The sequence below is a fragment of the Microbacterium hydrothermale genome, from assembly GCF_004854025.1.
GTDB classification, from domain to species: Bacteria; Actinomycetota; Actinomycetes; order Actinomycetales; family Microbacteriaceae; genus Microbacterium; species Microbacterium hydrothermale.
Genome location: NZ_STGM01000001.1, coordinates 290,342 through 311,483, shown reverse-complemented (window position 1 = coordinate 311,483; position 21,142 = coordinate 290,342). Strand labels below are relative to the sequence as shown.

Annotated in this window: 27 protein-coding genes; 4 read left to right on the top strand and 23 right to left on the bottom strand. The window is 71.2% G+C overall.

From position 1 onward, the window contains the following. Positions 1 to 19 precede the first annotated feature (19 nt). The gene (locus tag FB047_RS01490) at positions 20 to 1,096 is read left to right on the top strand and encodes an AI-2E family transporter (RefSeq protein ID WP_136585467.1); all 1,077 of its coding nucleotides are present in this window, start codon (positions 20 to 22) and stop codon (positions 1,094 to 1,096) included. A gap of 2 nt (positions 1,097 to 1,098) precedes the next feature. Here the strand turns inward: FB047_RS01490 and FB047_RS01485 are convergent, their stop codons facing one another. The 9 genes from FB047_RS01485 to rpsB all read right to left on the bottom strand — a co-directional run bounded on the left by FB047_RS01485 (position 1,099) and on the right by rpsB (position 7,892). Further along, on the bottom strand, positions 1,099 to 1,821 hold the full coding sequence (locus FB047_RS01485; protein ID WP_136585466.1) for an alpha/beta hydrolase: 723 nt from the start codon (positions 1,819 to 1,821) through the stop codon (positions 1,099 to 1,101). After that, entirely contained in the window at positions 1,821 to 2,108 is a 288-nt protein-coding gene (locus tag FB047_RS01480) for a hypothetical protein (protein ID WP_136585465.1), read from the bottom strand. Before FB047_RS01480 ends, FB047_RS01485 begins: the two co-directional genes overlap by 1 nt. Before the next feature lie 9 nt (positions 2,109 to 2,117). After that, a complete protein-coding gene (locus FB047_RS01475; RefSeq protein WP_338095108.1) occupies positions 2,118 to 2,834 on the bottom strand; it encodes an aggregation-promoting factor C-terminal-like domain-containing protein in 717 nt (238 codons plus the stop codon). 49 nt (positions 2,835 to 2,883) lie between these two features. Then, the gene (locus tag FB047_RS01470) at positions 2,884 to 3,459 is read right to left on the bottom strand and encodes a DivIVA domain-containing protein (RefSeq protein ID WP_136585464.1); all 576 of its coding nucleotides are present in this window, start codon (positions 3,457 to 3,459) and stop codon (positions 2,884 to 2,886) included. After that, positions 3,456 to 4,505 (bottom strand): phosphatidate cytidylyltransferase, encoded by a 1,050-nt coding sequence (locus FB047_RS01465; RefSeq protein ID WP_136585463.1) that lies wholly within the window; start codon positions 4,503 to 4,505, stop codon positions 3,456 to 3,458. Before FB047_RS01465 ends, FB047_RS01470 begins: the two co-directional genes overlap by 4 nt. A gap of 5 nt (positions 4,506 to 4,510) precedes the next feature. Further along, positions 4,511 to 5,065 (bottom strand): ribosome recycling factor, encoded by a 555-nt coding sequence (gene frr / locus FB047_RS01460; RefSeq protein ID WP_076675969.1) that lies wholly within the window; start codon positions 5,063 to 5,065, stop codon positions 4,511 to 4,513. A 75-nt stretch (positions 5,066 to 5,140) separates the two neighbouring features. Beyond that, entirely contained in the window at positions 5,141 to 5,860 is a 720-nt protein-coding gene (gene pyrH, locus FB047_RS01455; protein WP_136585462.1) for a UMP kinase, read from the bottom strand. Between the two features lie 127 nt (positions 5,861 to 5,987). After that, entirely contained in the window at positions 5,988 to 6,815 is an 828-nt protein-coding gene (gene tsf, locus FB047_RS01450; protein ID WP_136585461.1) for a translation elongation factor Ts, read from the bottom strand. Between the two features lie 213 nt (positions 6,816 to 7,028). Then, positions 7,029 to 7,892, bottom strand: coding sequence for a 30S ribosomal protein S2 (rpsB, locus tag FB047_RS01445; protein ID WP_136585460.1), 864 nt, complete (start codon positions 7,890 to 7,892; stop codon positions 7,029 to 7,031). A 313-nt stretch (positions 7,893 to 8,205) separates the two neighbouring features. On the opposite strand from rpsB, the gene FB047_RS01440 reads away from it, so the two are divergent. Continuing rightward, the gene (locus tag FB047_RS01440) at positions 8,206 to 8,718 is read left to right on the top strand and encodes a murein hydrolase activator EnvC family protein (RefSeq protein WP_136585459.1); all 513 of its coding nucleotides are present in this window, start codon (positions 8,206 to 8,208) and stop codon (positions 8,716 to 8,718) included. 8 nt (positions 8,719 to 8,726) lie between these two features. Here the strand turns inward: FB047_RS01440 and FB047_RS01435 are convergent, their stop codons facing one another. The 10 genes from FB047_RS01435 to FB047_RS01390 form a co-directional block, all read right to left on the bottom strand. Then, a complete protein-coding gene (locus FB047_RS01435) occupies positions 8,727 to 9,368 on the bottom strand; it encodes a DUF3060 domain-containing protein (protein WP_136585458.1) in 642 nt (213 codons plus the stop codon). A gap of 39 nt (positions 9,369 to 9,407) precedes the next feature. Then, positions 9,408 to 10,421: a tyrosine recombinase XerC gene (locus FB047_RS01430; RefSeq protein ID WP_136585457.1), complete on the bottom strand. Its 1,014-nt coding sequence runs from the start codon at positions 10,419 to 10,421 to the stop codon at positions 9,408 to 9,410. 143 nt (positions 10,422 to 10,564) lie between these two features. Further along, a complete protein-coding gene (gene dprA / locus FB047_RS01425; protein WP_136585456.1) occupies positions 10,565 to 11,749 on the bottom strand; it encodes a DNA-processing protein DprA in 1,185 nt (394 codons plus the stop codon). Further along, the gene (locus tag FB047_RS01420; protein WP_136585455.1) at positions 11,746 to 13,272 is read right to left on the bottom strand and encodes a YifB family Mg chelatase-like AAA ATPase; all 1,527 of its coding nucleotides are present in this window, start codon (positions 13,270 to 13,272) and stop codon (positions 11,746 to 11,748) included. Before FB047_RS01420 ends, dprA begins: the two co-directional genes overlap by 4 nt. Beyond that, positions 13,269 to 13,631 carry a YraN family protein gene (locus FB047_RS01415; RefSeq protein ID WP_136585454.1) on the bottom strand — a complete coding sequence of 121 codons (363 nt, stop codon included), beginning with the start codon at positions 13,629 to 13,631 and terminating at the stop codon, positions 13,269 to 13,271. The genes FB047_RS01420 and FB047_RS01415 overlap by 4 nt, the downstream gene beginning before the upstream one ends. A gap of 93 nt (positions 13,632 to 13,724) precedes the next feature. After that, positions 13,725 to 14,048: a DUF2469 family protein gene (locus FB047_RS01410; RefSeq protein WP_055836674.1), complete on the bottom strand. Its 324-nt coding sequence runs from the start codon at positions 14,046 to 14,048 to the stop codon at positions 13,725 to 13,727. Positions 14,049 to 14,125: 77 nt separating this feature from the next. After that, positions 14,126 to 14,779, bottom strand: coding sequence for a ribonuclease HII (locus FB047_RS01405; RefSeq protein ID WP_136585453.1), 654 nt, complete (start codon positions 14,777 to 14,779; stop codon positions 14,126 to 14,128). Then, on the bottom strand, positions 14,776 to 15,528 hold the full coding sequence (lepB, locus tag FB047_RS01400) for a signal peptidase I (RefSeq protein ID WP_136585452.1): 753 nt from the start codon (positions 15,526 to 15,528) through the stop codon (positions 14,776 to 14,778). Before lepB ends, FB047_RS01405 begins: the two co-directional genes overlap by 4 nt. A gap of 140 nt (positions 15,529 to 15,668) precedes the next feature. Further along, the gene (gene rplS / locus FB047_RS01395; protein WP_043363166.1) at positions 15,669 to 16,016 is read right to left on the bottom strand and encodes a 50S ribosomal protein L19; all 348 of its coding nucleotides are present in this window, start codon (positions 16,014 to 16,016) and stop codon (positions 15,669 to 15,671) included. A 187-nt stretch (positions 16,017 to 16,203) separates the two neighbouring features. Continuing rightward, positions 16,204 to 16,695: an MFS transporter permease gene (locus FB047_RS01390; protein ID WP_240752438.1), complete on the bottom strand. Its 492-nt coding sequence runs from the start codon at positions 16,693 to 16,695 to the stop codon at positions 16,204 to 16,206. A gap of 136 nt (positions 16,696 to 16,831) precedes the next feature. Between FB047_RS01390 and map the strand changes: the two genes are divergently transcribed. Then, on the top strand, positions 16,832 to 17,614 hold the full coding sequence (gene map / locus FB047_RS01385; protein WP_136585451.1) for a type I methionyl aminopeptidase: 783 nt from the start codon (positions 16,832 to 16,834) through the stop codon (positions 17,612 to 17,614). A 145-nt stretch (positions 17,615 to 17,759) separates the two neighbouring features. Here map and trmD read toward each other — a convergent pair whose 3' ends face one another. Genes trmD through rpsP form a run of 4 tightly spaced genes read right to left on the bottom strand, consistent with a single transcriptional unit; the run spans position 17,760 to position 19,756 of the window. Then, positions 17,760 to 18,449, bottom strand: a complete 690-nt coding sequence (gene trmD, locus FB047_RS01380) for a tRNA (guanosine(37)-N1)-methyltransferase TrmD (RefSeq protein ID WP_136585450.1) — start codon at positions 18,447 to 18,449, stop codon at positions 17,760 to 17,762. 1 nt (position 18,450) lies between these two features. Then, positions 18,451 to 19,107 carry a ribosome maturation factor RimM gene (gene rimM / locus FB047_RS01375; RefSeq protein WP_136585449.1) on the bottom strand — a complete coding sequence of 219 codons (657 nt, stop codon included), beginning with the start codon at positions 19,105 to 19,107 and terminating at the stop codon, positions 18,451 to 18,453. Next, positions 19,107 to 19,337, bottom strand: coding sequence for an RNA-binding protein (locus tag FB047_RS01370; protein ID WP_056230892.1), 231 nt, complete (start codon positions 19,335 to 19,337; stop codon positions 19,107 to 19,109). The genes rimM and FB047_RS01370 overlap by 1 nt, the downstream gene beginning before the upstream one ends. Positions 19,338 to 19,342: 5 nt before the next feature. After that, complete coding sequence (gene rpsP, locus FB047_RS01365; protein ID WP_136585448.1) at positions 19,343 to 19,756, bottom strand: 30S ribosomal protein S16; 414 nt, start codon at positions 19,754 to 19,756, stop codon at positions 19,343 to 19,345. 222 nt (positions 19,757 to 19,978) lie between these two features. On the opposite strand from rpsP, the gene FB047_RS01360 reads away from it, so the two are divergent. After that, on the top strand, positions 19,979 to 21,142 hold the full coding sequence (locus FB047_RS01360) for a glutamate--cysteine ligase (protein ID WP_136585447.1): 1,164 nt from the start codon (positions 19,979 to 19,981) through the stop codon (positions 21,140 to 21,142).

Here is a 21,142-nt window from a genome sequence, read left to right as displayed (position 1 = left end):
GAGGCGGGAGTCGTTCGGCATGAAGATCCACAATCCCTTCCGGGTCGCGCTGCTGGCGACGCTCGGCGTCGGCGTCGGCCTGCTGCTGATCGGCAGTGTGCAGAACCTGTCGACGATCCTTCTGTACGTCGGTACCGCGCTCTTCCTCTCCCTGGGCCTCGACCCGGTCGTCTCGTTCCTGGAGCGACGAGGACTGCCGCGCTGGGCGGCCGTCCTGGTGACGATCCTGGCGGTCCTCGGCATCTTCGCCGGGATCATCTTCATGGTCGTGCCCATCATCGTCAGCCAGATCGCGCAGCTGGTCGCACAGATCGAGCAGCTGCTGCAGCCGGGCCGCTGGAACGAGGTGGTCGCGCAGGTGCAGCAGTGGGCGTCCGACACCCTCCCCTGGCTCAAGATCGACGAGGTCTGGGCGGGCGTCCAGCACTGGTTCACGACCCTCGACGTCGGCTCCATCTCGACGGCGATCGGCAACTCCCTCCTCACCGGTGCCGGCGCGGTGGCGGCGGGCCTGGGCGGGGCGTTCATCGTGCTCATCCTGACGATCTACTTCACGGCATCCACCCCCTCGCTCAAGTCGGCGGTGTACCAGCTGGTCCCGGCGTCCAAGCGCGCGCGGTTCATCGAGCTCGCCGAGAAGATCACCGACTCCGTCGGGTACTACGTCATGGGGCAGGTCAGCCTCGGCGTGATCAACGGCGTGCTGAGCGCGATCTTCCTGACGATCATCAACGCGCCCTTCCCGGCCGTGCTCGCCGTGATCGCGTTCTTCTTCTCGCTCATCCCGCTCGTCGGCACCCTGACGGGGTCGACGATCATCGTGCTGACGTGCCTCATCCCGGGGCTCGGGACGCCGGGCTGGGCCATCGTCGCGGCCGCCATCTACTACCTCGTCTACATGCAGATCGAGGCGTACGTCATCTCTCCGCGCATCATGAACCGGGCGGTGTCGGTGCCGGGATCGGTCGTCGTCATCTCGGCGCTCGCGGGCGGGGCACTGCTCAACCTGCTCGGAGCCCTCATCGCGATCCCCGTCGCCGCGAGCATCCTCATCATCTACCGCGAGGTCATCATCCCGCGGCAGAACGAGCGCTGAGGTCAGTCGACGACGTCGCCGTCCCACTCGGTGGGCAGCGGCAGCGCGTCGGGGTTCACGGCGGCGACGATCTCGGTCAGCACGCGGCGGGTCTGCGTCTCGCCGACCCAGAGGTGCTTACCCCCCTCGACCGCGATGAGGGTGGCATCCGGGACCGACGAGAACCGCTCGCGCGCCTCGGCGGGTCGCAGGTAGTCGTCGAACTCGGGCACGAGCACGACCATGCGACGCTGATCCCCCGCCCACGCCGCGACCTCGTCGGCGCTCGCGCGATGCAGCGGCGGGGAGAGCAGGATGACGCCCTCGATGTCGTGGTCGCGTCCGTACTTCAACGCGAGTTCGGTGCCGAACGACCACCCCACCAGCCACGGGCGCGGAAGGCCGCGCTCCCGCACGAGGTCCATCGCCGCCGCGACGTCGAAGCACTCGTTCGCGCCCCCGTCGAAAGCGCCCTCGCTCGTCCCGCGCGGAGAGGTCGTCCCCCGGGTGTTGAACCGCAGCACCGCGAGATCGGCGAGGGCGGGAAGCCGCCCCGCGGCCTTGCGGAGGATGTGCGAGTCCATGAAACCGCCCGCCGTGGGCAGCGGATGCAGGGTCACCAGGGTCGCGACGGGCTCGCGCTCGAGCGGAAGGGCGAGCTCGCCCACGAGCGTCAGCTCGTCGACCGTGCGCAGCTCGACCTCTTCGCGGCGGGCGGGGAGCAGAACGGGTCCGCGAATCTCCATCAGGCGATCCTCCAACAGTGCGTGTGCCAGTGCCGGCGTGCGGCGAGGTCCGCCGCATCGCCGAGGACGCCGTCCGCGCGCCAGACGACGAGATGAGGGGTTCCGGCGGTGACGGTGCGCCCGCAGCCGGGGCACACGTAGTCCTTCACGGCCTGCGGCCCCGAGAGCGGCTGGACGGTCCATTCCGCGCCGCGTTTGACCTCGGTGCGCTTCCAGCCCGCGATCAGGCGATTGAGGGAATCGTCGCCGCGACCCGGATCGGGGCGGCGCTTACGCGAGCGGGGCATGGATGCCGCTCACCACCAGTGATTGCTCGTCCAGAAGGCGTACGCGCCCTCCCAGCTGCCGTAGCGCCCCGTGGCGTACCCGGTGGCCCACCGCAGGTTGTCGACGGGGTCGTACCCGTTGCCGGGGACCTTGCTGCACGGCAGCGCCTGGACGAGACCGCACGCGCCGGACGAACGGTTCGTGGCGTTGGGGTTCCATCCGCTCTCGCGGCTGACGATGTAGTCGACGTAGCCCATGTCGGACTCGGAGATCCCGGCGGCGGCCATCCACTCGGCCGGCGCGCCTCCGCCGGTGTAGAAGAGCGGGCCGCTGCTGCCGCCGCCGTCGCCGGCGGACGAGCCCGAATCGCGCGTGGCCGACGGCGTCGGCGTGGGCGTGGGCTTCGGCTTGACGTAGACGTTGTAGCTCGAGCGCTGCAGGTCGGGGGCCTGCTTCTCGCCCGTCGTCGACACGGCCTGCGTGTCGCCGAGGCCCTCGGCGTAGAGCGTGACCGTGTGCGGCTCCTCGGCCTGCGCGGGCAGCAGCGAGGCACCCATGGGGCCGACGTAGGCCGCGGCGAACAGCACGGCGGCGCAGGCGCCGAACACGCCGACCACCCCACGACGACGCGACCACCGCGGCGCCGCGCGACGAGGGAGTGCCGGGGGGATCACGTCGATGGCCCCGGCGCCTCGACGGGCGACGCGGGCGGACGATCGACGCGAGAGATCCGAACCAGAAGTCACAGTGCCGACGAGTCTACCGACGCCCCGGGGCGGGTGTCATCCCGAGGCCTCATCCGACGGCGAGCATGACTTCGACGACCGCGTCGAGCACGGCGTCGACCTGGGTCTCGCGGTAACCGCCGCGCTGGAGGCGGAAGGCCACGGCGCGCACCTGATCGGGAGTCACGGGGTCACCGGCGGCGAGATAGCGCGCGATCCGATCGGCGACGACGTCGACCTCGTCGACGCGATAGCCGTAGTGCAGAAAAGATACGCGCTCGAACCGTTGCCCCCGGGGCCGGCTCAGCCGGTCGAGGACGACCTGGGCGGTGTCGCGCGTCTCGGCCACCCACGCGCGCGCACCCAGGCGCGACAGCGCGTGCTCGCGCTCGCGTGCGGCGAACGCGTCTTCGACCCGCCCGAGGGCGGCGTCGACCGGAGCCACGGCGTAGCCGCCGCGGACCAGGGGGAACGACACCGCGCGCACCTCGGACGAGCGCAGGACGCCGTCGTCGTCGGCCTCGAAGGCCTCCCGCGCGCGGGCGAGGAACGCGTCGACGGCGCGCTTCTCGTACCCTTTCGCGCGCCCGGGCGCGTCGGGGAAGGGTGTCGCCGACACCCTGTCGTGGATCGGGGTCTCGGTCATGACACTCCCAACGGGGCGAGCAGGTAGAACATCACGAGAGCGGCCGTCGCCGACGGCAGGATCGAGTCGAGGCGGTCGAGCACTCCCCCGTGCCCGGGGAGCCACGAGCTCATGTCTTTGATGCCGAGGTCGCGCTTGACCATCGACTCGCCGAGGTCGCCGACCGTCGCAGTCGCGAGCACGACGGCTCCGAAGATCAGACCGGCCCACCACGGCACCTGCAGCATGAAGGCCGCGAGCAGCGCACCGGCGACGAGCGCCGCGACGCAGGCGCCGGCGAAGCCCTCCCACGTCTTCTTGGGGCTGATGCGCGGCGCCATCGGATGCCGCCCGCCGCGGCCGAAGGTCAGACCGGAGATGTAGGCGCCCGTGTCGGCCGCCACGGCGAGGATGAGGAAGGCCAGAACCCACCACTCCCCGCGAGGCTGCGCCAGCAGGATCATGGCGACGCTGGTGAGGAACGGGACGTACAACTGCACGAAGCCGGCGACGAGGACGTCGCCGACCACCTCGATGCGGGCGCGACCGTCGGCGGCGAACAGCTGCGCGACCAAGCGCCACACGATCACGACGCTGACGGCGACGAGAGCGGCGATCCAGTGCACCCAGGCTCCGAGGAAGAAGCCGCTGAGCAGCAGCACGAAGCCCATCGCCAGCTGGGGCACCACGTCGACGCGCCGACCGGCGACGCGCAGCGCTCGACTGAACTCGAGGACGCCCAGCACCATCGCCGCCGCGGCGAACAGCACGAACGCCCACTTGACGAAGATCAGGGAGGCGATCACGATCGCACCGATCGCCACCCCGATGAGCGTGGCGACGATGACGTCGCGACCGGTCCGCTGCTTCAGACGCTCGTTGGCCTGATCGAATTCCGCGCGCGCGTGGGCGATGTGCTGCTCGGCATCCGACCGCATCGCGCGCAATTGCGACTCGATCGCCGTCACCCCTTCGCCGGTGGCCGGGGAACGGCGCGCCGACCCGCCCCGACGGCCGTCGAGCGTGTCGACCGGCTCGGCATCGCCGGTTTCAGGGACGTCGGGCATGCGGGTCAGACCTCGAGGAGCTCTGCCTCTTTGCGCTTGAGCGCCTCGTCGATCAGGTCGACGTGCGTGCGCGTGACGGCGTCGAGCTCCTTCTCGGCGCGGACGAGTTCGTCCTCGCCAACGTCGCTCTTGAGGGCGTCGAGGTCGTCCTTCGCCTTGCGGCGGAGGTTGCGCACCTGCACCTTGGCGTCCTCGCCCTTGCCGCGCACGATCTTGACGTACTCCTTGCGGCGGTCCTGGGTGAGCTCGGGCATGGTGACGCGCACGATGGTGCCGTCGTTCGTGGGGTTGACCCCCAGGTTCGGCATGTCGCGGATGGCCTGTTCGATGGCCTTCAACGCGGACTTGTCGTAGGGGTTGATGACGAGCGTGCGTGCCTCGGGGTTGTTCAGCGAGGCGAGCTGGGCGAGAGGGGTGGGCGACCCGTAGTAGTCGACCAGGACCTTCTGGAACATCTGGGGGTTCGCGCGTCCGGTGCGGACGGTCGCGAAGTCCTCCTTGGCGGCCTCCACGGCGCGATCCATACGCGCTCCGGCATCGGCGAGGACATCGGCGATCACGGTGACTCCATTCGTTGGAACTGACTTCCCACTCTAGTCGCGCGCGGGCCCGGCTCCCCGGGCCCGCGCGGCGCGTCACGCGGTGACGAGCGTTCCCATCTCGTCGCCGAGCAGGGCACGGGTGACGTTGCCGGCCGGCTCCATACCGAACACGCGCATGTCGATGCCGTTGTCCATGCAGAGGCTGAACGCCGTCGAATCGACCACCTTGAGCCCCTTCTGCAGGGCGTCGTTGTAGGTGAGGTGGTCGAGCTTGGTGGCGCTGGGGTCCACGCGCGGGTCGGCGGTGTAGACGCCGTCGACGCCGTTCTTCGCGACGAGCACCTCGGTCGCGCCGATCTCCAGGGCCCGCTGGGCGGCGACGGTGTCGGTCGAGAAGTACGGCAGACCCGCGCCGGCGCCGAAGATCACGACGCGCCCCTTCTCGAGGTGCCGCACCGCACGACGCGGAATGTAAGGCTCGGCGACCTGGGTCATCGAGATCGCGGACTGCACGCGCGTGGCCGCGCCCGCCTGCTCGAGGAAGTCCTGGAGGGCGAGGGAGTTCATCACGGTGCCGAGCATGCCCATGTAGTCGGCACGCCCGCGGTCCATGCCCCGCTGGCTGAGTTCGGCGCCGCGGAAGAAATTGCCGCCGCCGACCACGATCGCGATCTCGACCCGGTCCACCGCCTCGGCGATCTCACGGGCGATCTGGCTGACCACGTCGGGGTTGACACCCAACTGGCCTCCGCCGAACGCCTCCCCCGACAGCTTGAGCAGAACCCGGCGGCGCTTGGTGGCTTCATCGATCACGTGTGGTGTCCTCTCGTCTTGAACAAACTATCTCCCCGCTGTGGCGGACCGATACGGCGGAACCGATCGGAGCGCGGGCAGGGAAAAGGCCCGGGATGCCGTGGCATCCCGGGCCTTTCACGACTGCTTACGCGCCGACCTTGAAGCGGGCGAAGTCGGTCAGGGTGAGACCGGCGTCGGACGCGACCTTGGCGACGGACAGCTTGTTGTCCTTCGCGTAGTCCTGGTCGAGCAGGGCGACCTGCTTGAAGAACGCGTTGACGCGGCCCTCGACGATCTTCGGCAGGGCGGCCTCGGGCTTGCCCTCGTTGCGCGAGATCTCGGTGACGATCTCGCGCTCCTTCTCGACGTCGGCCTCGGGCACGGCGTCGCGGGTGAGGTACGAGGGGTTCGCGAACGAGATGTGCTGCGCGATCGAGCGAGCGGTCTCGGCGTCGTCACCGGTGTAGGCGAGCACCACGCCGACCTGCGGGGGCAGGTCCTTGCTGGTCTTGTGAAGGTAGACCTCGAATTTGTCGCCCGAGATCGTGCGCACGCGGCGGAGTTCGACCTTCTCGCCGATGATCGCGGCCTCGTCGGAGATGAGCTGCTCGACGGTCTTGCCCTCGGCGTCGGCGGCCAGAGCGGCCTCGACCGAGTCGGCGCCGGCGGCGGCGGCCGCGTCGACGACCTTGTCGGCCAGAGCGATGAAGCGCTCGTTCTTGGCGACGAAGTCGGTCTCGCAGGCGAGCTCGAGCAGCGTGACCGAGCCGGCGTTCTCGCGAGCGACCACGAGGCCCTCGCTCGTCGAGCGGTCGGCACGCTTCGCGTTGCCCTTCGCGCCCTTGAGACGCAGGATCTCGACGGCCTTCTCGACGTCGCCGTCAGCCTCTTCGAGCGCCTTCTTGGTGTCGACCATGCCCGTGCCGAGCTGCTCGCGCAGCGCCTTGATGTCGGCGATCGTGAAGTTTGCCATGGTGTGGCGGTCTCCTTGTCGTTTGCGTTCTAGATGTGAGCCCAGCGGGGCCGTGTCATCCCCCGAGGAGGGGCGGTCACGACCCCACCGTGAAGAGGAGCCCGGCGGGATCGTGGCTCGCGTCGCGGAGCGGACGCGGTCACGACCCCGCCGGATCGTAGCCTGTGCGGGTGACCGGCCGTTCACCGAAGGGTGACGCGGCGGTCGCGCGGCTTACTTGCTGTCGGTGGCCTCGGCCTCGGCGGCGGGAGCCTCGGTCGCCTCGGCGGCGGGAGCCTCGTCGGTCGACTCGGCGGCCGGGGCCTCGGTCGACTCGGCGGGGGTCTCGAGCAGCTCGCGCTCCCACTCGGCGAGGGGCTCTGCGGCCTCTTCTTCACCGGCGGGCTGGTGACGCTGGATCAGGCCCTCGGCCGCGGCGTCGGCGATGATGCGCGTGAGCAGGCTCACCGAGCGGATCGCGTCGTCGTTGCCGGGGATCGGGTACTGGAACTCGTCGGGGTCGGCGTTGGTGTCGAGGATGCCGATGACGGGGATGCCGAGCTTCTTGGCCTCGTCGACCGCGAGGTGCTCGCGCTTGGCGTCGACGACCCAGATGGCCGAGGGGGTCTTCTGCAGGTTGCGGATACCGCCCAGCGACTTGTGCAGCTTGTCGAGCTCGCGCTTCTTGAGCAGCAGCTCCTTCTTGGTGAAGCCGCTCTCAGCCGGGTTCTCGTAGTCGAGCTCCTCGAGCTCCTTCATGCGGGCGAGGCGCTTCGACACCGTCTGGAAGTTGGTGAGGAGGCCACCGAGCCAGCGCTGGTTGACGTAGGGCTGGCCCACGCGGGTCGCCTGCTCGGCGAGGACTTCCTGCGCCTGCTTCTTGGTGCCGACGAAGAGGATGGTGCCGCCGTGCGCGACGGTCTCCTTGACGAACTCGTACGCCTTGTCGATGTAGCCGAGCGACTGCTGCAGGTCGATGATGTGGATGCCGCTGCGCTCGGTCAGGATGAAGCGCTTGACCTTCGGGTTCCACCGGCGGGTCTGGTGTCCGAAGTGAACGCCGCTGTCGAGCAGCTGGCGGATGGTGACGACGGCCATGGTCGTACTCCTGTTTCTGGGCGCTCATGCGCCGTGGTTGTGGTTGTTCGCGCCAGACGGACCGTCTGACGAGCCTGGTGCCCGGCGCACACCCGCCACCCGCCGGAGCGGAGGACCATGGGGTGTGGATGCCGCGCTGTGCGCCGATCGCAGATCGACACGGTGCGCTGTGGGCACGCGGAGTCATCCCGACGAGCGGGATGCACCACTCAGCATACAGGACGGGTCCTCCCCCTCGCGTGCGCGCCCCCGATCATCCCCCGCACCGCCGCGCGCGCCCGCGGGAAGGGAGCGGGGTGGCCAGACTCGCGACATGCGTCCGTCGCTCCCGCCTCGCCTCCGGCTGCTCGCATCCGCCCTCGTGCTCGTCGCGACCTTTCTTCTCGCCGTCGCTCCGACGGGCGCCGTGGCCGCCGACCCGGTGCCCGATCGCGGCTGGACGTGGCCGGTCGCCCCGGTGCGCATCGTCCGCCCCTACGAAGCGCCCGCCCACCCCTACGGCCCGGGGCACCGCGGCATCGACGTCGCCGGCACCGATGTCCTGGCGCCCGCCGACGGGGTCGTCGCTTTCCGGGGCGAGGTCGCGGGGCGCGGCGTCCTGACGATCGACCACGGCGATGGTCTCGTCAGTTCCTACGAGCCGGTGGACTCCGACCTCGCGGTGGCGGACCACGTGCGGACGGGCCAGCGGATCGCGGTCGTGAGCCGCGGTGGACACACGGCACCGGGGTCCGTGCACCTCGGCGTCCGACTCGAGGGCGAGTACATCAACCCGCTGCGCCTCCTGGGCGGGGTTCCGCGGGCGGTCCTCCTCCCCTGCTGCTGAACCGGGGGTCAGCCGACCGTGTTCCCGCGTCCCTCCACCGTCGAGGAGCCCACGCCTCCACCGGCCCGCACGACGTTGTCCTGGCCGCGCACGGCGACCGTGGCGATCGCTCCCGCCGCCTCCACGGTGGTGCGGTCCCCGCTCAGGTCGACGCTGCCGATCGCGCCCGCGGAGCCGACCGATCCGTCGTTCCCCTGAACGACGAGCGCGTCGATGCCCGCCGCGGTCACGCGCGCGCGGTCGCCGGAGATCCGGAGCGTCCCGATCGTGGCCCCGGAGGCGTCGACGGTGAGGGCCGAACCCGACACCGTCACCTCGCCGCACGTTCCGGTGAGGCGGACCGTCTGCTCCGCGCCGGAGATGCTCTGACTTCCCCCGTCGGCGCACGTGAGGGCACCCGCCTCGTCGCCCGGGGAGGACGGAGCCGCGGAAACGGTGACGATCGGAGCGGGAGTGGGCTGCGCGTCCGGTGCCGGCGATGTCGTCACGACGGAGGGAGAGGGGACGGATGCCGCAGACGGGGCGCTGGAGGCCCCGTAGCCGGGAGGGAGGCGCGTCTCCACGGGCTGCGGCTGCGCCGCGCAGGAAGTGACGACCAGGACGGCGAGGAGGGCACCGGCCCCGGCGAGGGCGAATCGACGGGTCGTCACCCCTTCACGGTACGGGGTGCCCCGGCGTGCACGCCAGCGTCACGCGCGGGGGTGGGCGAGACGGTAGGCCTCGCGCAACCGCTCCGCTGAGACGTGGGTGTAGATCTGCGTGGTGCCCAGGCTCGCGTGACCGAGGATCTCCTGGACGGCGCGGAGGTCCGCCCCGCCATCGAGCAGGTGCGTGGCGGCGGAGTGTCGGAGGGCGTGGGGACCCAGCGCCTCCGTGCCCAGTCGGGGTCCCACGGTCCGCGAGACCAGGGCGTGCACCGCGCGGGGATTGAGACGTGCCCCCTTCGCGCCGAGAAAGACGGCGCGCGCGGATCCTCGCGGCCGCGACGACGGGGACGCGCCTCCTCCCGGGGATGCAGCGCCGCCCCGACCACGGGAGGAGCCGATGCGCTCGGCGGCGCTCTCCGCGCGTTCGGGATCGGACTCCACCGCCCGGGCCCTCAGGGCGGGGCGGCCCCTCACCAAGTAGGCCTGAAGGGCGTGTTCGGCGGGGAGCCCGAACGGGACCACACGTTCTTTGTCGCCCTTTCCGAGCAGCCGCAGGGTCCGTCGCTGGTGGTCGATGTCGTCGACGTCGAGCCCGCAGATCTCCGACACGCGCGCACCGGAGGCGTAGATCAGTTCCAGCAGGGCGTGGTCGCGCAGCGCGAGGGGGTCGCCCTCCCGCGCCCGGGCGGCCGCCTCGGACAGGACGTCGGACAGGGCGTCCTCGGTCGCGACCGCCGGCAGCGTGCGGCCTCGCTTGGGCGAGACGAGCCGTGCGGACGGATCCGCGGTCACGAGGCCGGTCTCGCCCGCCCAGGCGAACAACCCGCGCACGGTCGATGCACGACGCGCCGCCGTGGCCTTCGACAACCCCGACTGCGCCGCGCGCCACTGCCACTCGCGCAGGCCCTCGACGTCGATGGCGGTGATCTCGGGGTCGTCGAGAGCCCGCACCAGGTCGTCGAGGTCGGAGCGGTAGGCGCGGACCGTGGCGGCGGACAGGCGCCGGACATCCGAGAGGTGGGTCAGGTAGGCCCGGACCGCTGCTGAGGTGCGCACCCGTCCACTGTGGCGTGCGATCGCCGGGGACTCCGGAGCACGCGCGGGGAGGCGGAGAGCCCGATCGCCCGTCGCGCTCTCGCGCCCTCCCCCGTCGTCAGCCCGGGCCCGAGCCCGTCGCGCTCTCGCGCCCTTCCCCGTCGTCAGCCCGGGCCCGAGCCCGGCCCGCGGCCCACGGAGCGCCACGCACCGCCGTCGTCGCGCACGGCGCGCCCCTCCAACTCGGCGAACCCGAGCAGCATCTCGGCCTGGCCTCGTGCCAAGCCGCTCCGTCGCGCCACGTCGTCGATCGAGCGCGCCGACCTCGGCGAGAGGGCGTCGAAGAGTCGCGTGGTGTCGTCGGTGGCGCCGCCGACGACCGTGGGCTGTGTCGGGGCGCCCGCACCGAGCATCTCGAGGACGTCGGCCGCCGAGGTCACGCATACGCCGTCGAACTCCCGCAGCACCCGATGACAGCCCGCCGACGCCGCGCTCGTGACGGGCCCCGGAACCGCACCGAGCCGCCGCCCGAGGCTCGCCGCGTGACCGGCGGTGTTGAGCGAGCCGCTGCGCCATCCCGCCTCGATGACGACGACCGCATCGGCGAGAGCCGCGATCAGCCTGTTCCGGGCCAGGAACCGCCACTTGGTGGGCGCCGATCCGCACGGCGTCTCGCTCCACACGGCGCCGGTCGCCGCGATGCGGTCCAGGAGTGCCTCGTGGCCCCGCGGATACGGTCGATCCACTCCCCCGGCGAGGAAGGCCACGGACCGACCTCCCGCGGAGAGAGCCCCCCGGTGACAGGCCCCGTCGATGCCGTAGGCCGCGCCCGAGACCACGACCACGCCGGCTGTCGCGAGATCCGCCGCGAGGTCGACGGCGACGCCTTCGCCGTACGCGGTCGCCGCCCGCGCGCCCACCAGGGCCACGGCGGGCGCGGCCGCCGGTGCCCCCGTTCCGCGCCGCCAGAGCGCGACCGGGGCGTGCGCATCGAGATCGTCGACCCGGACGGGCCAGTCGCCGTCGCCCGGCACGACGAGTCTCGCCCCGCACCGGCGGGCCGCATCGAGAGCCGACGCGACGGCCGAGGCCCGCATCCTCGGCAGCCATCGCTCCCGGGCGCGGTCGAGCGCGTCGCCCCGCGCCTCCGCCACCACGCGCAGCGCGGCCGCCGCACCGACCGCCGCGATCAGGACCCCGGCCTCGCTGTCGCCCGGTTCGACGAGGACGCTCCACACGGCGCGGGCGTAGGCCTCCACGGGATCGCCGGTCACCGCGGCATCCTCCCCCGGGCGCAGCCCGTCGATCGCGGCGCGGGCGAAGCCCTCCGACAGGTCGAGGGTCGTCATGCGGCGTTCGCCCCCCGTCGCAGGTAGAGCGCTCGACCGATGTCGGCTCGGTCGAGTCGGTCGTGCCCGGCGATGTCGGCGACGGTCCACGCGACGCGCAGCAGACGGTCGTAGCCCCGCAGCGTGAGGGCACCGCGCCGCAGGGCGGAGTCGAGGGGCGCGAGCACGTCGCCACCCGGGGCGGCCGGCCCGCGCAGCCACGTGCCCGGGACGTCCGCGTTGCGCCGCCACGGCGTCTCGTTCCAGCGTCGCGCCGCCCGCGCACGAGCTTCGGCGACCACCGCCCGGGCCTGCGTCGACGTCATCGCGAGCGCGGCGTCGTCTCGTCGCGCGGACGACACGCGCTGGAGCCGCAGGTCGATGTCGATGCGATCGAGAAGGGGCCCCGACAGTCGACGGGTGTAACGACGAATCGCCTGGGGCGCGCACTCGCACCTCCCGCCCGGCACGCCGTATTGACCGCACGGACACGGGTTGGTCGCGACCACGAGCTGGAACCGCGCCGGATACGTCGCGGTCACGCCCGACCGGTGGACCTGAATCACCCCGTTCTCGAGAGGCTGGCGCAGGGCGTCGAGCACGCTGGCCGGGAACTCGCCGCCTTCGTCGAGGAACAGCACCCCTTCGCTCGCCCGCGCGATGGCTCCGGGACGGATGATTCCCGAGCCGCCCCCGATGAGCGCGGCCGCCGTCGCGCCGTGGTGCGGGTTCTCGAACGGGGGTGTCCGCGAGAGCCGCGTCACCGACTCCCCCGCAAGAGAGCGCACCGAGGCCACCGACAGCGCCGCCTCGTCGTCGAGCGGGGGCAGGATGCCCGGCAACCGCCGCGCGAGCATCGTCTTGCCCGCCCCCGGCGGCCCGCTCATGAGGATGTGGTGTCCGCCGGCCGCCGCCACGACGAGGGCGTCGACGGCCTCCCGCTGGCCCACGACGTCGGCCAGGTCGAGCGCGGCGTCCGACGGCTCAGGGGCCTCGGGGAGGGCGACGGCCGTCAGGTCCGGAGCGTCGCTGCTCCCTCCGTGCCACCGGACGACGTCGGCGAGGCAGGTGGCGGCCCGCGCCTCGACGCCCTCGACCAGGGCCGCCTCGGCCGCGTTCGCCGCGGGGACGACCACCCGGCGGAGCCCTGCCGCACGGGCGGCGACGACGGCGGGCAGCACCCCCGCGACGGGACGCAGGCGGCCGTCGAGACCCAGTTCGCCGATGTGGACCGTCTGCGCGACGCTCGTGGCATCCATCCGCACCGACGTGGCGAGGGCGGCGACGGCGATCGCCACGTCGAACCCCGACCCGCGCTTGGGCAGGCTCGCGGGCGAGAGGTTCACGGTGATGCGTCGCTTGGGGAGATCGAGTCCGCGGTTCGCGCAGGCGTTGCGCACGCGCCGGCCCGCCTCGCCCAGGGCCTTGTCGGCGAGACCGATGATCGCGAACTCCGGCGTCTGCGACGAGACGTCGGCCTCCACTTCGACGAGATCGCCGCGCAGCCCCGTCAGGGCGACGGCCCACGTCCGCGCGACGGTCACAGGGCGTCCTCGAGATGTTCGAGACGCGCCGCGGCGGGGTCGTCGCCCACCAAGCCGATCACGTCGACCCGGAGTCGCCTGCCCCGCGCGTGCTCCGGATGCTGCGCGATCCAGGCCATCGACAGGCGCCACAGACGCTCCGCCTTGCGTCGGTCCACGGCCTCGAAGGGATGACCGTAGTCCTCGCTCCGCCGCGTCTTCACCTCGACCACGACGAGGCTGTCCGCGCGCTCCGCGACGATGTCGATCTCGCCCTGGGGGCATCGCCAGTTGCGCGCGAGGATGCGGTAGCCGTCGTCGATCAGATACGCGACGGCGCGGTCTTCTCCGGCTCTGCCGAGCTCATCTTTCGCTGCCATGCCCGAGAGCGTGGCATCCTGCTCATCCGCGCGCGGGGACGGATCCGCTCATCCGTGGACGAAACGACGAGGACGAGGGGTGGGGAGGAGTCGTCAGTTGTCGAGCGAGAGCTCGTCGGGCAGCTGGAAGTCGTGGCGCGAGAGCTCTTCGACGTTGACGTCCTTGAACGTCAGCACCCGCACCGACTTCACGAAGCGGTCGGCGCGATAGATGTCCCACACCCACACGTCGGTCATCGAGATCTCGAAGTAGAAGTCGTGCTCGGTGTCGCGGCGCACGACGTTCACATCGTTCGCGAGGTAGAACCGACGCTCGGTCTCGATCACGTAGGTGAATTGGCGCACGACATCGCGGTACTCGCGGTACAGGGCCAGTTCGAGTTCGCGGTCGTAGTCCTCGAAGACGTCGTCATCCATGGTCCTCCCATCCTAGGCGGGTGACGCGGAGCGGGCCGCACGGGCCCTCCCCCGGGCGCGTCCGCCGTGCGGGGAGGTCAGAACAGCGTCGGGGCCGCGGCGATCGCCCACGAGTGCCGGTGGTGCACGGTCATCCCGTGCTCCGTGATCGCCGAGCGATGATCGAGGCTCGCGTAGCCCTTGTTGCGCGCCCAGCCGTAGGCGGGCAGATCGTCGTGCAGTCCCGTCATCAGGGTGTCGCGCGCGACCTTCGCGATGACGGATGCCGCCGCCGCGCTCGCGCAGTCGCGGTCGGCCTTGACGATGGGCGTCACCGTCAGGTGCGGCTCGCCCGCCGGGGTGATGTAGTCGTGGTTGCCGTCCAGGATGACGAGGGCGTCCTCGGCGACGACGCCGTGCGCGCGGAGGTCGGCGATCGCCCGGACGGCGGCGAGACCCAGCGCCCGGATGATGCCGATCTCGTCGATCTCGACCGAACTGGCCCAGCCCACGGCACTGTGCTGCACGAAGGCCGCCGCCCGCGCGGCGAGTTCGGGGCGACGCGCCTCGGGCACGAGCTTCGAGTCGCGCAGCCCCACCGGGACCCGCTTGCGCGAGCGCGCCGCGTCGAGCACGACCGCCCCCACGGCGACGGGGCCGGCGAGGGCGCCGCGTCCGACCTCGTCGCAGGCGATGACGAGGGAGTGCTCCTTGAGCAGCCGCCGCTCGAGAGTCAGGGTGGGCTCGATCACGGCGCCCCCGGCGCGGGCACCCCCGCGAACACCTCGTGGTGGAAGTCGATGAGGCCGAAGCGGTCGAACGGCCAGGTGATGAGGAAGGCACGTCCGACGACGTTGTCCACGGGGACGAAGCCCTGCCCCGGCTGCGCCTGGTTGAAGCGCGAGTCGCGCGAGGAGTTGCGGTTGTCACCCAGGACCCACAGCGACCCCTCGGGCACGGTCACGTCGTACGGGACGGGTTCCGGGGCCGTCGCTCCCGGCGCGAGGCGCACGTAGCTCTCATCGAGGGGGACGCCGTTGACGGTCGTCTGCCCCAGGGCGTTGCAGCACACCACGTGGTCGCCGGCCGTGCCGATCACGCGCTTGATGAGGTGGTCGTCGCTGTCGGGCGCGGAGAGGCCGAACAGCGAGAGCACCCAATCGACCCCCTCGACGACGGGCGACCGCTGCGGGGTCGGCGTGTTGTCGAGCCATCCGCCCGGATCGCGGAAGACCACGACGTCGCCGCGGGAGTACTCCCCGAACCGCGGGGTGAGCTCGTCGACGAGGATGCGGTCCTTGATCATCAGCGTGTTCTCCATCGACGCCGACGGGATGTAGAACGAGCGCACGACGAAGGTCTTGACCAGGAACGACACCAGCAGCGCGATCACGACGATCACCAGCAGGTCGCGCAGGAACGCGCCCCAGCCCCGACGGCGGACGGTGGAACGGGATGCCGAGGAGGTGGCATCCGGGGTCGAGGCGGTCTGGTCGCTCATGTTTCCTTCACCGGGTCCCCGCACGCCGGAGAACCGCAGCAACAAGGGTCGCACACCCGGCCGCCGGCCCGTGACCACGTCGCCGCGAAAACGCCGAACGCCCCGTGGTGAAATCCACGGGGCGTTCGAAGAGAGTCGACTCAGCGGTCGCGCTTCTCCTTGATCTTGGCCTTCTTGCCGCGCAGGTTGCGCAGGTAGTACAGCTTGGCGCGACGCACGTCACCGCGCGTGACGACCTCGATGTGGTCGATCACGGGGCTGTGGACCGGGAAGGTGCGCTCGACGCCGACCTGGAAGCTGACCTTGCGGACGCAGAAGGTCTCGCGCACGCCGTCGCCCGAGCGGCCGATGACGACGCCCTGGAACACCTGGATACGCGAGCGGTTTCCTTCGGTGATGTTGACGTGCACCTTGACGGTGTCGCCGGGGCCGAAGGCGGGGATGTCGGAGCGCAGCGAAGCCGCGTCGACGGAGTCGAGGATCTGCATGATCGTCACTTCCTGCGACCGCCACAGGTCGATCGCACGATAAAAGGGGAAAAGGTGAGGCGTGCCCGGGGCCGCGGGATGCGGCGGACTCCCCTGAGGCAGAGCCGGTCAGGGCACAAAGGGTTATTGTGCCATGTCCGGGCGCGGCCACCAAAACGTCGCGTCCGACGCCGCCGCTCCACCGGGCTCAGTCCGGCCGACGCGTCTCCGACACCACGATCACGTCGCCCTCGACGCGGGGCTGGGGGCGCTCCGGGGCCGGCGGGATGTACGCGGTGCCGTCCGTGGCGTGCAGCACCGTCACCGCACCGCGCGCCTCGTTCCACACCTGCGCGAGCGACGACCAGAAGAGCACGAGAGCGCCGACGACCGACAGCACGAGCAGGGGGAAGAACACGCGCGAGTCGAAGAGCCCGAGTGCGATGATCACGACATGCCAGAGGCCGAGGCCGCCCAGATCGCGCCACGACACCGCCCGGCTCTCGCGGACGCTCGCCCGCGCACGGATGAGCAGCGTCAACAGGAGCTGCGACACGAACACCGCGGGGACGGCGACGAACAGCCAGAGCAGGGCCCAGCCGCTGCCGCCGGAGAACACGATCCAGCCCACGAACAGCCACAGCGGCAACACGAAGGCGGCCGGGAACAACCAGCGGAAGAACAGTCGACGCAGCACCATGAGCCGATGCTAGGCGGCGAGCATGTGCGGCGCCTTTGAGGATTCGATGGCGCGGGCCCGTCTGCATCCGCATTCGCATCCGCGTGCGCGTCGACATCGATCGGAGAGAATGGGAGTTCGACGAAAGGGAACCACCATGATCGAACTGCGTACGCCGGCCGAGATCGACGCGATGCGCCCCGCGGGCCGCTTCGTGGCGGAGGTTCTCGCCACGCTGCGCGACGAGACGAAGGTGGGCACGAACCTCCTGCACCTCGACCGTCGCGCGCACGACATGATCCGCGCGGCCGGGGCCGAGTCGTGCTACATCGACTACCACCCCTCCTTCGGGGCGAGCCCCTTCGGCAAGGTGCTGTGCACCTCGATCAACGACGCCGTCCTGCACGGACTCCCCCACGACTACGCGCTGCGCGACGGTGACCTCGTCTCGCTCGACTTCGCAGCCTCCGTCGACGGCTGGGTCGCCGATTCCGCCGTCTCCTTCGTCGTCGGAACGCCCCGCGACGAAGACCTGGCCCTCATCGACACCACCGAGCGCGCCCTCGCGGCCGCGATCGACGCCGCGACGGTCGGGCACAAGATCGGCGACATCTCGGCCGCCGTCGCCGCCATCGCGCGCGCGGAGGGGCTGAGCATCAACACCGACTTCGGCGGACACGGCGTGGGTCGCACCATGCACGGCGACCCGCACGTCGCCAACGACGGCAAGGCCGGACGCGGCTACCCGCTGCGCGCGGGCCTGGTGGTCGCCCTCGAGCCGTGGTTCCTGCAGACCACCGACGAGCTCGTCACCGACCCCGACGGCTGGACCCTCCGCAGCGCCGACGGCTCGCGCGGGGCGCACTCCGAGCACACGGTGGCGATCACCGCAGACGGCCCGATCGTCCTCACCGACCGTTCGTTCCTCGGCGTCGACTGACGCCGGGATCCGGATGCCGCGGCCTCGAGGTCGCGGCATCCGTCGTCTCCGGCCGCGCGGCGGCGACGCTCCGTCCGGGAACGCCCCGGATTCGCGGGCCCCGTGCCACCGGAGGGCCGGCCCCAGACCGCCGTACCGAGCGGACTCAGTCGGCGAGGAGGTCGGGGCGGCGTGCGCGCGTGCGCTCGAGCTGCTGCTCGCGTCGCCAGGACGCGACGGCGCCGTGGTTGCCGCTGAGCAGCACCGGCGGGACCTCGCGATCGCGCCAGACCGAGGGCTTGGTATACGAGGGGTACTCGAGCAGGCCGTCCTCGTGGGACTCCTCGACGAGGCTCTCGGGGTTGCCGACGACGCCCGGGACGAGGCGGCCGATCGCCTCGACCATCGCCATCACGGCGACCTCCCCGCCGTTGAGCACGTAGTCGCCGAGCGAGAGCAGGCGCACGTCGCCGTGCTCCGCGGCGTAGTCGAAGACGCGCTCGTCGATGCCCTCGTAGCGACCGCAGCCGAACACGAGATGCGGGGCCGCGGAGAGCTCGCGGGCGATCGACTGCGTGAAGCGCTCCCCCGCGGGCGAGGGGAAGACGATGACGGGCCGCGGGTCGGCGTCGCCGACGATCGCGTCGAGCGCCTCGCCCCAGGGCTCCGGCTTCATCACCATTCCGGCGCCGCCCCCGTAGGGCGTGTCGTCGACCGTGCGGTGGCGGTCATGCGTGAATTCGCGCAGGTCGTGCACGCGCACGTCGAGAAGGCCGGTCTGCCGGGCCTTTCCGAGCAGCGAGACCTCGAGCGCGTCGAAGATGGTCGGGAAGATCGACACGACGTCGATGCGCACGTCAGTCCTCGCGGTCGGCGGCGGCGTCAGTGGCCGCGTCGTCCTGCGGCGTCTCGACCTCGGTCGGGGCGGGTTCGTCGTCGGCCTCGGGCGGCAGCTCTTCGAACAGGCCCGCGGGCGGCGTCACGACGACGCGGCCCCCGGCGATGTCGACCTCGGGCACGATCGCGCTGACGAACGGCACGAGCACCTCGCGGTCGTCGCCCGTCGGGGTGACGATGAGCAGATCCTGCGCCGGGAAGTGGTCGACCCGCGTGACACGGCCGATGACCGCGCCTTCGCGCACGACGTCGAGGCCGACGAGCTGGTGGTCGTACCACGCGTCGTCTTCGGCGGGCGCGTCGTCGGTGTCCTGGTCGATCCAGAGGATCGCCTTCACGAGCTCTTCGGCGGCCGTGCGGTCGTCGACGCCCTCGAAGAACGCCACCGGGTGGGAGTTCATCCAGCGGAACTCGCGGACCGTCAGCTCGCGGCCGTGCCACGGCGAGGATTCCGGAACCTGCAGGGTGAAGGTGCTCCCGGGCGTGAAGCGCCCGTCGGGGTCGTCGGTGTAGAGCTCGAGCTTGAAGGCTCCCTTGAGCCCGTGCGCCTTGACGAGACGCCCGACGCGGAGCTGGGTCTTGGCGGGCTGAGCGCCCGCGGTGTCGCCGGTCGCCATCAGTCGTCGGCGACGTCGACGCGCACACGGCGGCCGTCGGCCAGAGCCGACACCACCGTGCGCAGTGCTTTGGCGGTGCGTCCGCCGCGCCCGATCACGCGGCCCCGGTCATCGGGGTGCACGCGAACCTCCAGCACGTCGCCGCGGGGCGAGGAGCTGGAACGGATGGTCACGGCATCCGGGTGATCGACGATCCCCTTGACGACGTGTTCGAGCGCGGCGGAAAGCACGGGGATTACTCGGCCGAGGTCTCGGCGGCGTCCTCAGCGGGCGCCTCGGCGGGAGCGTCGGCCTTCTTCTCGGCCTTCGGCTTGATGACCGACTTCTTCGACGAGTCGGCCTCGTAGGCGGCCTTCTCTTCGCGGACCTTGACGGTGGACTTCGCGTCCTTGTCGCCCTTGAACTTGCCCCAGTCGCCCGTGAGCTTGAGGATGGCGGCGACCTGCTCGGTGGGCTGGGCGCCGACCGACAGCCAGTACTGCGCGCGCTCCGAGTCGACCTCGATGAACGAGGGCTCCTCGGTCGGGTGGTACTTGCCGATCTCCTCGATGACGCGACCGTCGCGCTTGGTGCGCGAGTCGGCGACGACGATGCGGTAGTAGGGCGCGCGGATCTTTCCGAGGCGCTTGAGACGGATCTTGACAGCCACGATGACTCCAAATGATGAAAACGAACGAACCGAACGCCTGGAGAGTGGGGTGCACACCCGGCGGAAGCTCAAAAGGGTGGACCGATACTGGATAGAGGGTCGAGTAGCGGGTCCAGCCCTCTATTCTGCCAGACGCTCGGACCCCGCGGTGACAGGCGACACGCCGCGACACGGAGGGTAGCGGACGATCCGCGGGTCGGGACCCCGTGTCAGACTGACCGCATGAGGCTGCCGTTCGCTGCATCGACGCGTTCGTCCGTGGGTCTGGAGTGGGAGCTCATGCTCGCCGACCGCGAGACCGGCGACCTCGTCCCCCGCGCTCCCGAGATCCTCGACGAGCTCGAGGAGAAGTCGGCCCTCGAGCGGTTCACGGTCACCGGGGAACTTCTCACCAACACCGTCGAGGTGACCAGCGGGGTCGGTCACACCGTCGCCGAGGCGGTCGACGACATCGGCGACGCCATCTGCGCCCTCCGCGAAGAGACGGAGCCCCGCGGCGTCGAGCTGCTGTGCGCGGGCAGCCACCCGTTCGCGCAGTGGTTCGACCAGCAGGTCACCGACAAGACGCGGTACCACACCCTCATCGAGCGCACGCAGTGGTGGGGACGCAACATGATGATCTGGGGCATCCACGTGCACATCGGCGTCGACGACGTCGACAAGGTCATCCCGATCGTCAACGCCCTGACCGTCTTCCTCCCCCACCTGCAGGCGCTCTCGGCATCCAGCCCCTTCTGGGCCGGGGAGCGCACGGGCTACGCCTCCAACCGCGCGCTGGTCTTCCAGCAGCTGCCGACCGCGGGCCTCCCCTGGCAGCTGCAGACGTGGGACGACTTCGAGGGCTACCTCGACGACATGGTGCGCACGGGAGTCATGGCGGATGCCAGCGAGGTGCGCTGGGACATCCGTCCGGCGCCCAAGTGGGGCACGGTCGAGATCCGCGCGTGCGACGGTATGTCGACGCTGCCCGAACTCGCGGCGGTCGCCGCCCTGGCGCAGACCCTCGTGGAGCACTTCTCGCGCCTCCTCGACGAGGGACGCGAACTACCCGGCATCCCGCCCTGGTACGCGCGCGAGAACAAGTGGCGCGCCGCCCGCTACGGGTTGGACGCGCGGGTGATCGTCGACCGGGAGGGCACGCAGCGACCGGTCGTGGAGCACCTGCGCGAGACGATGGAGGAGCTCGCCGACGTCGCGCTCGAGCTCAAGTGCGCGCGCGAATTCGCGAGCCTCGAGACGATCCTCGCCACCGGCGGCAGTTCGGCGCGGCAGATCGCCGTCGCCGAGGCGGCCGACGGAGACCTCCGCGAGGTCGTCCACCACCTCATCCGCGAGTTCCGCGGCGGCCCGACACTGCGCGAGCACCTCGCCGCCCTGCGCGTCTAG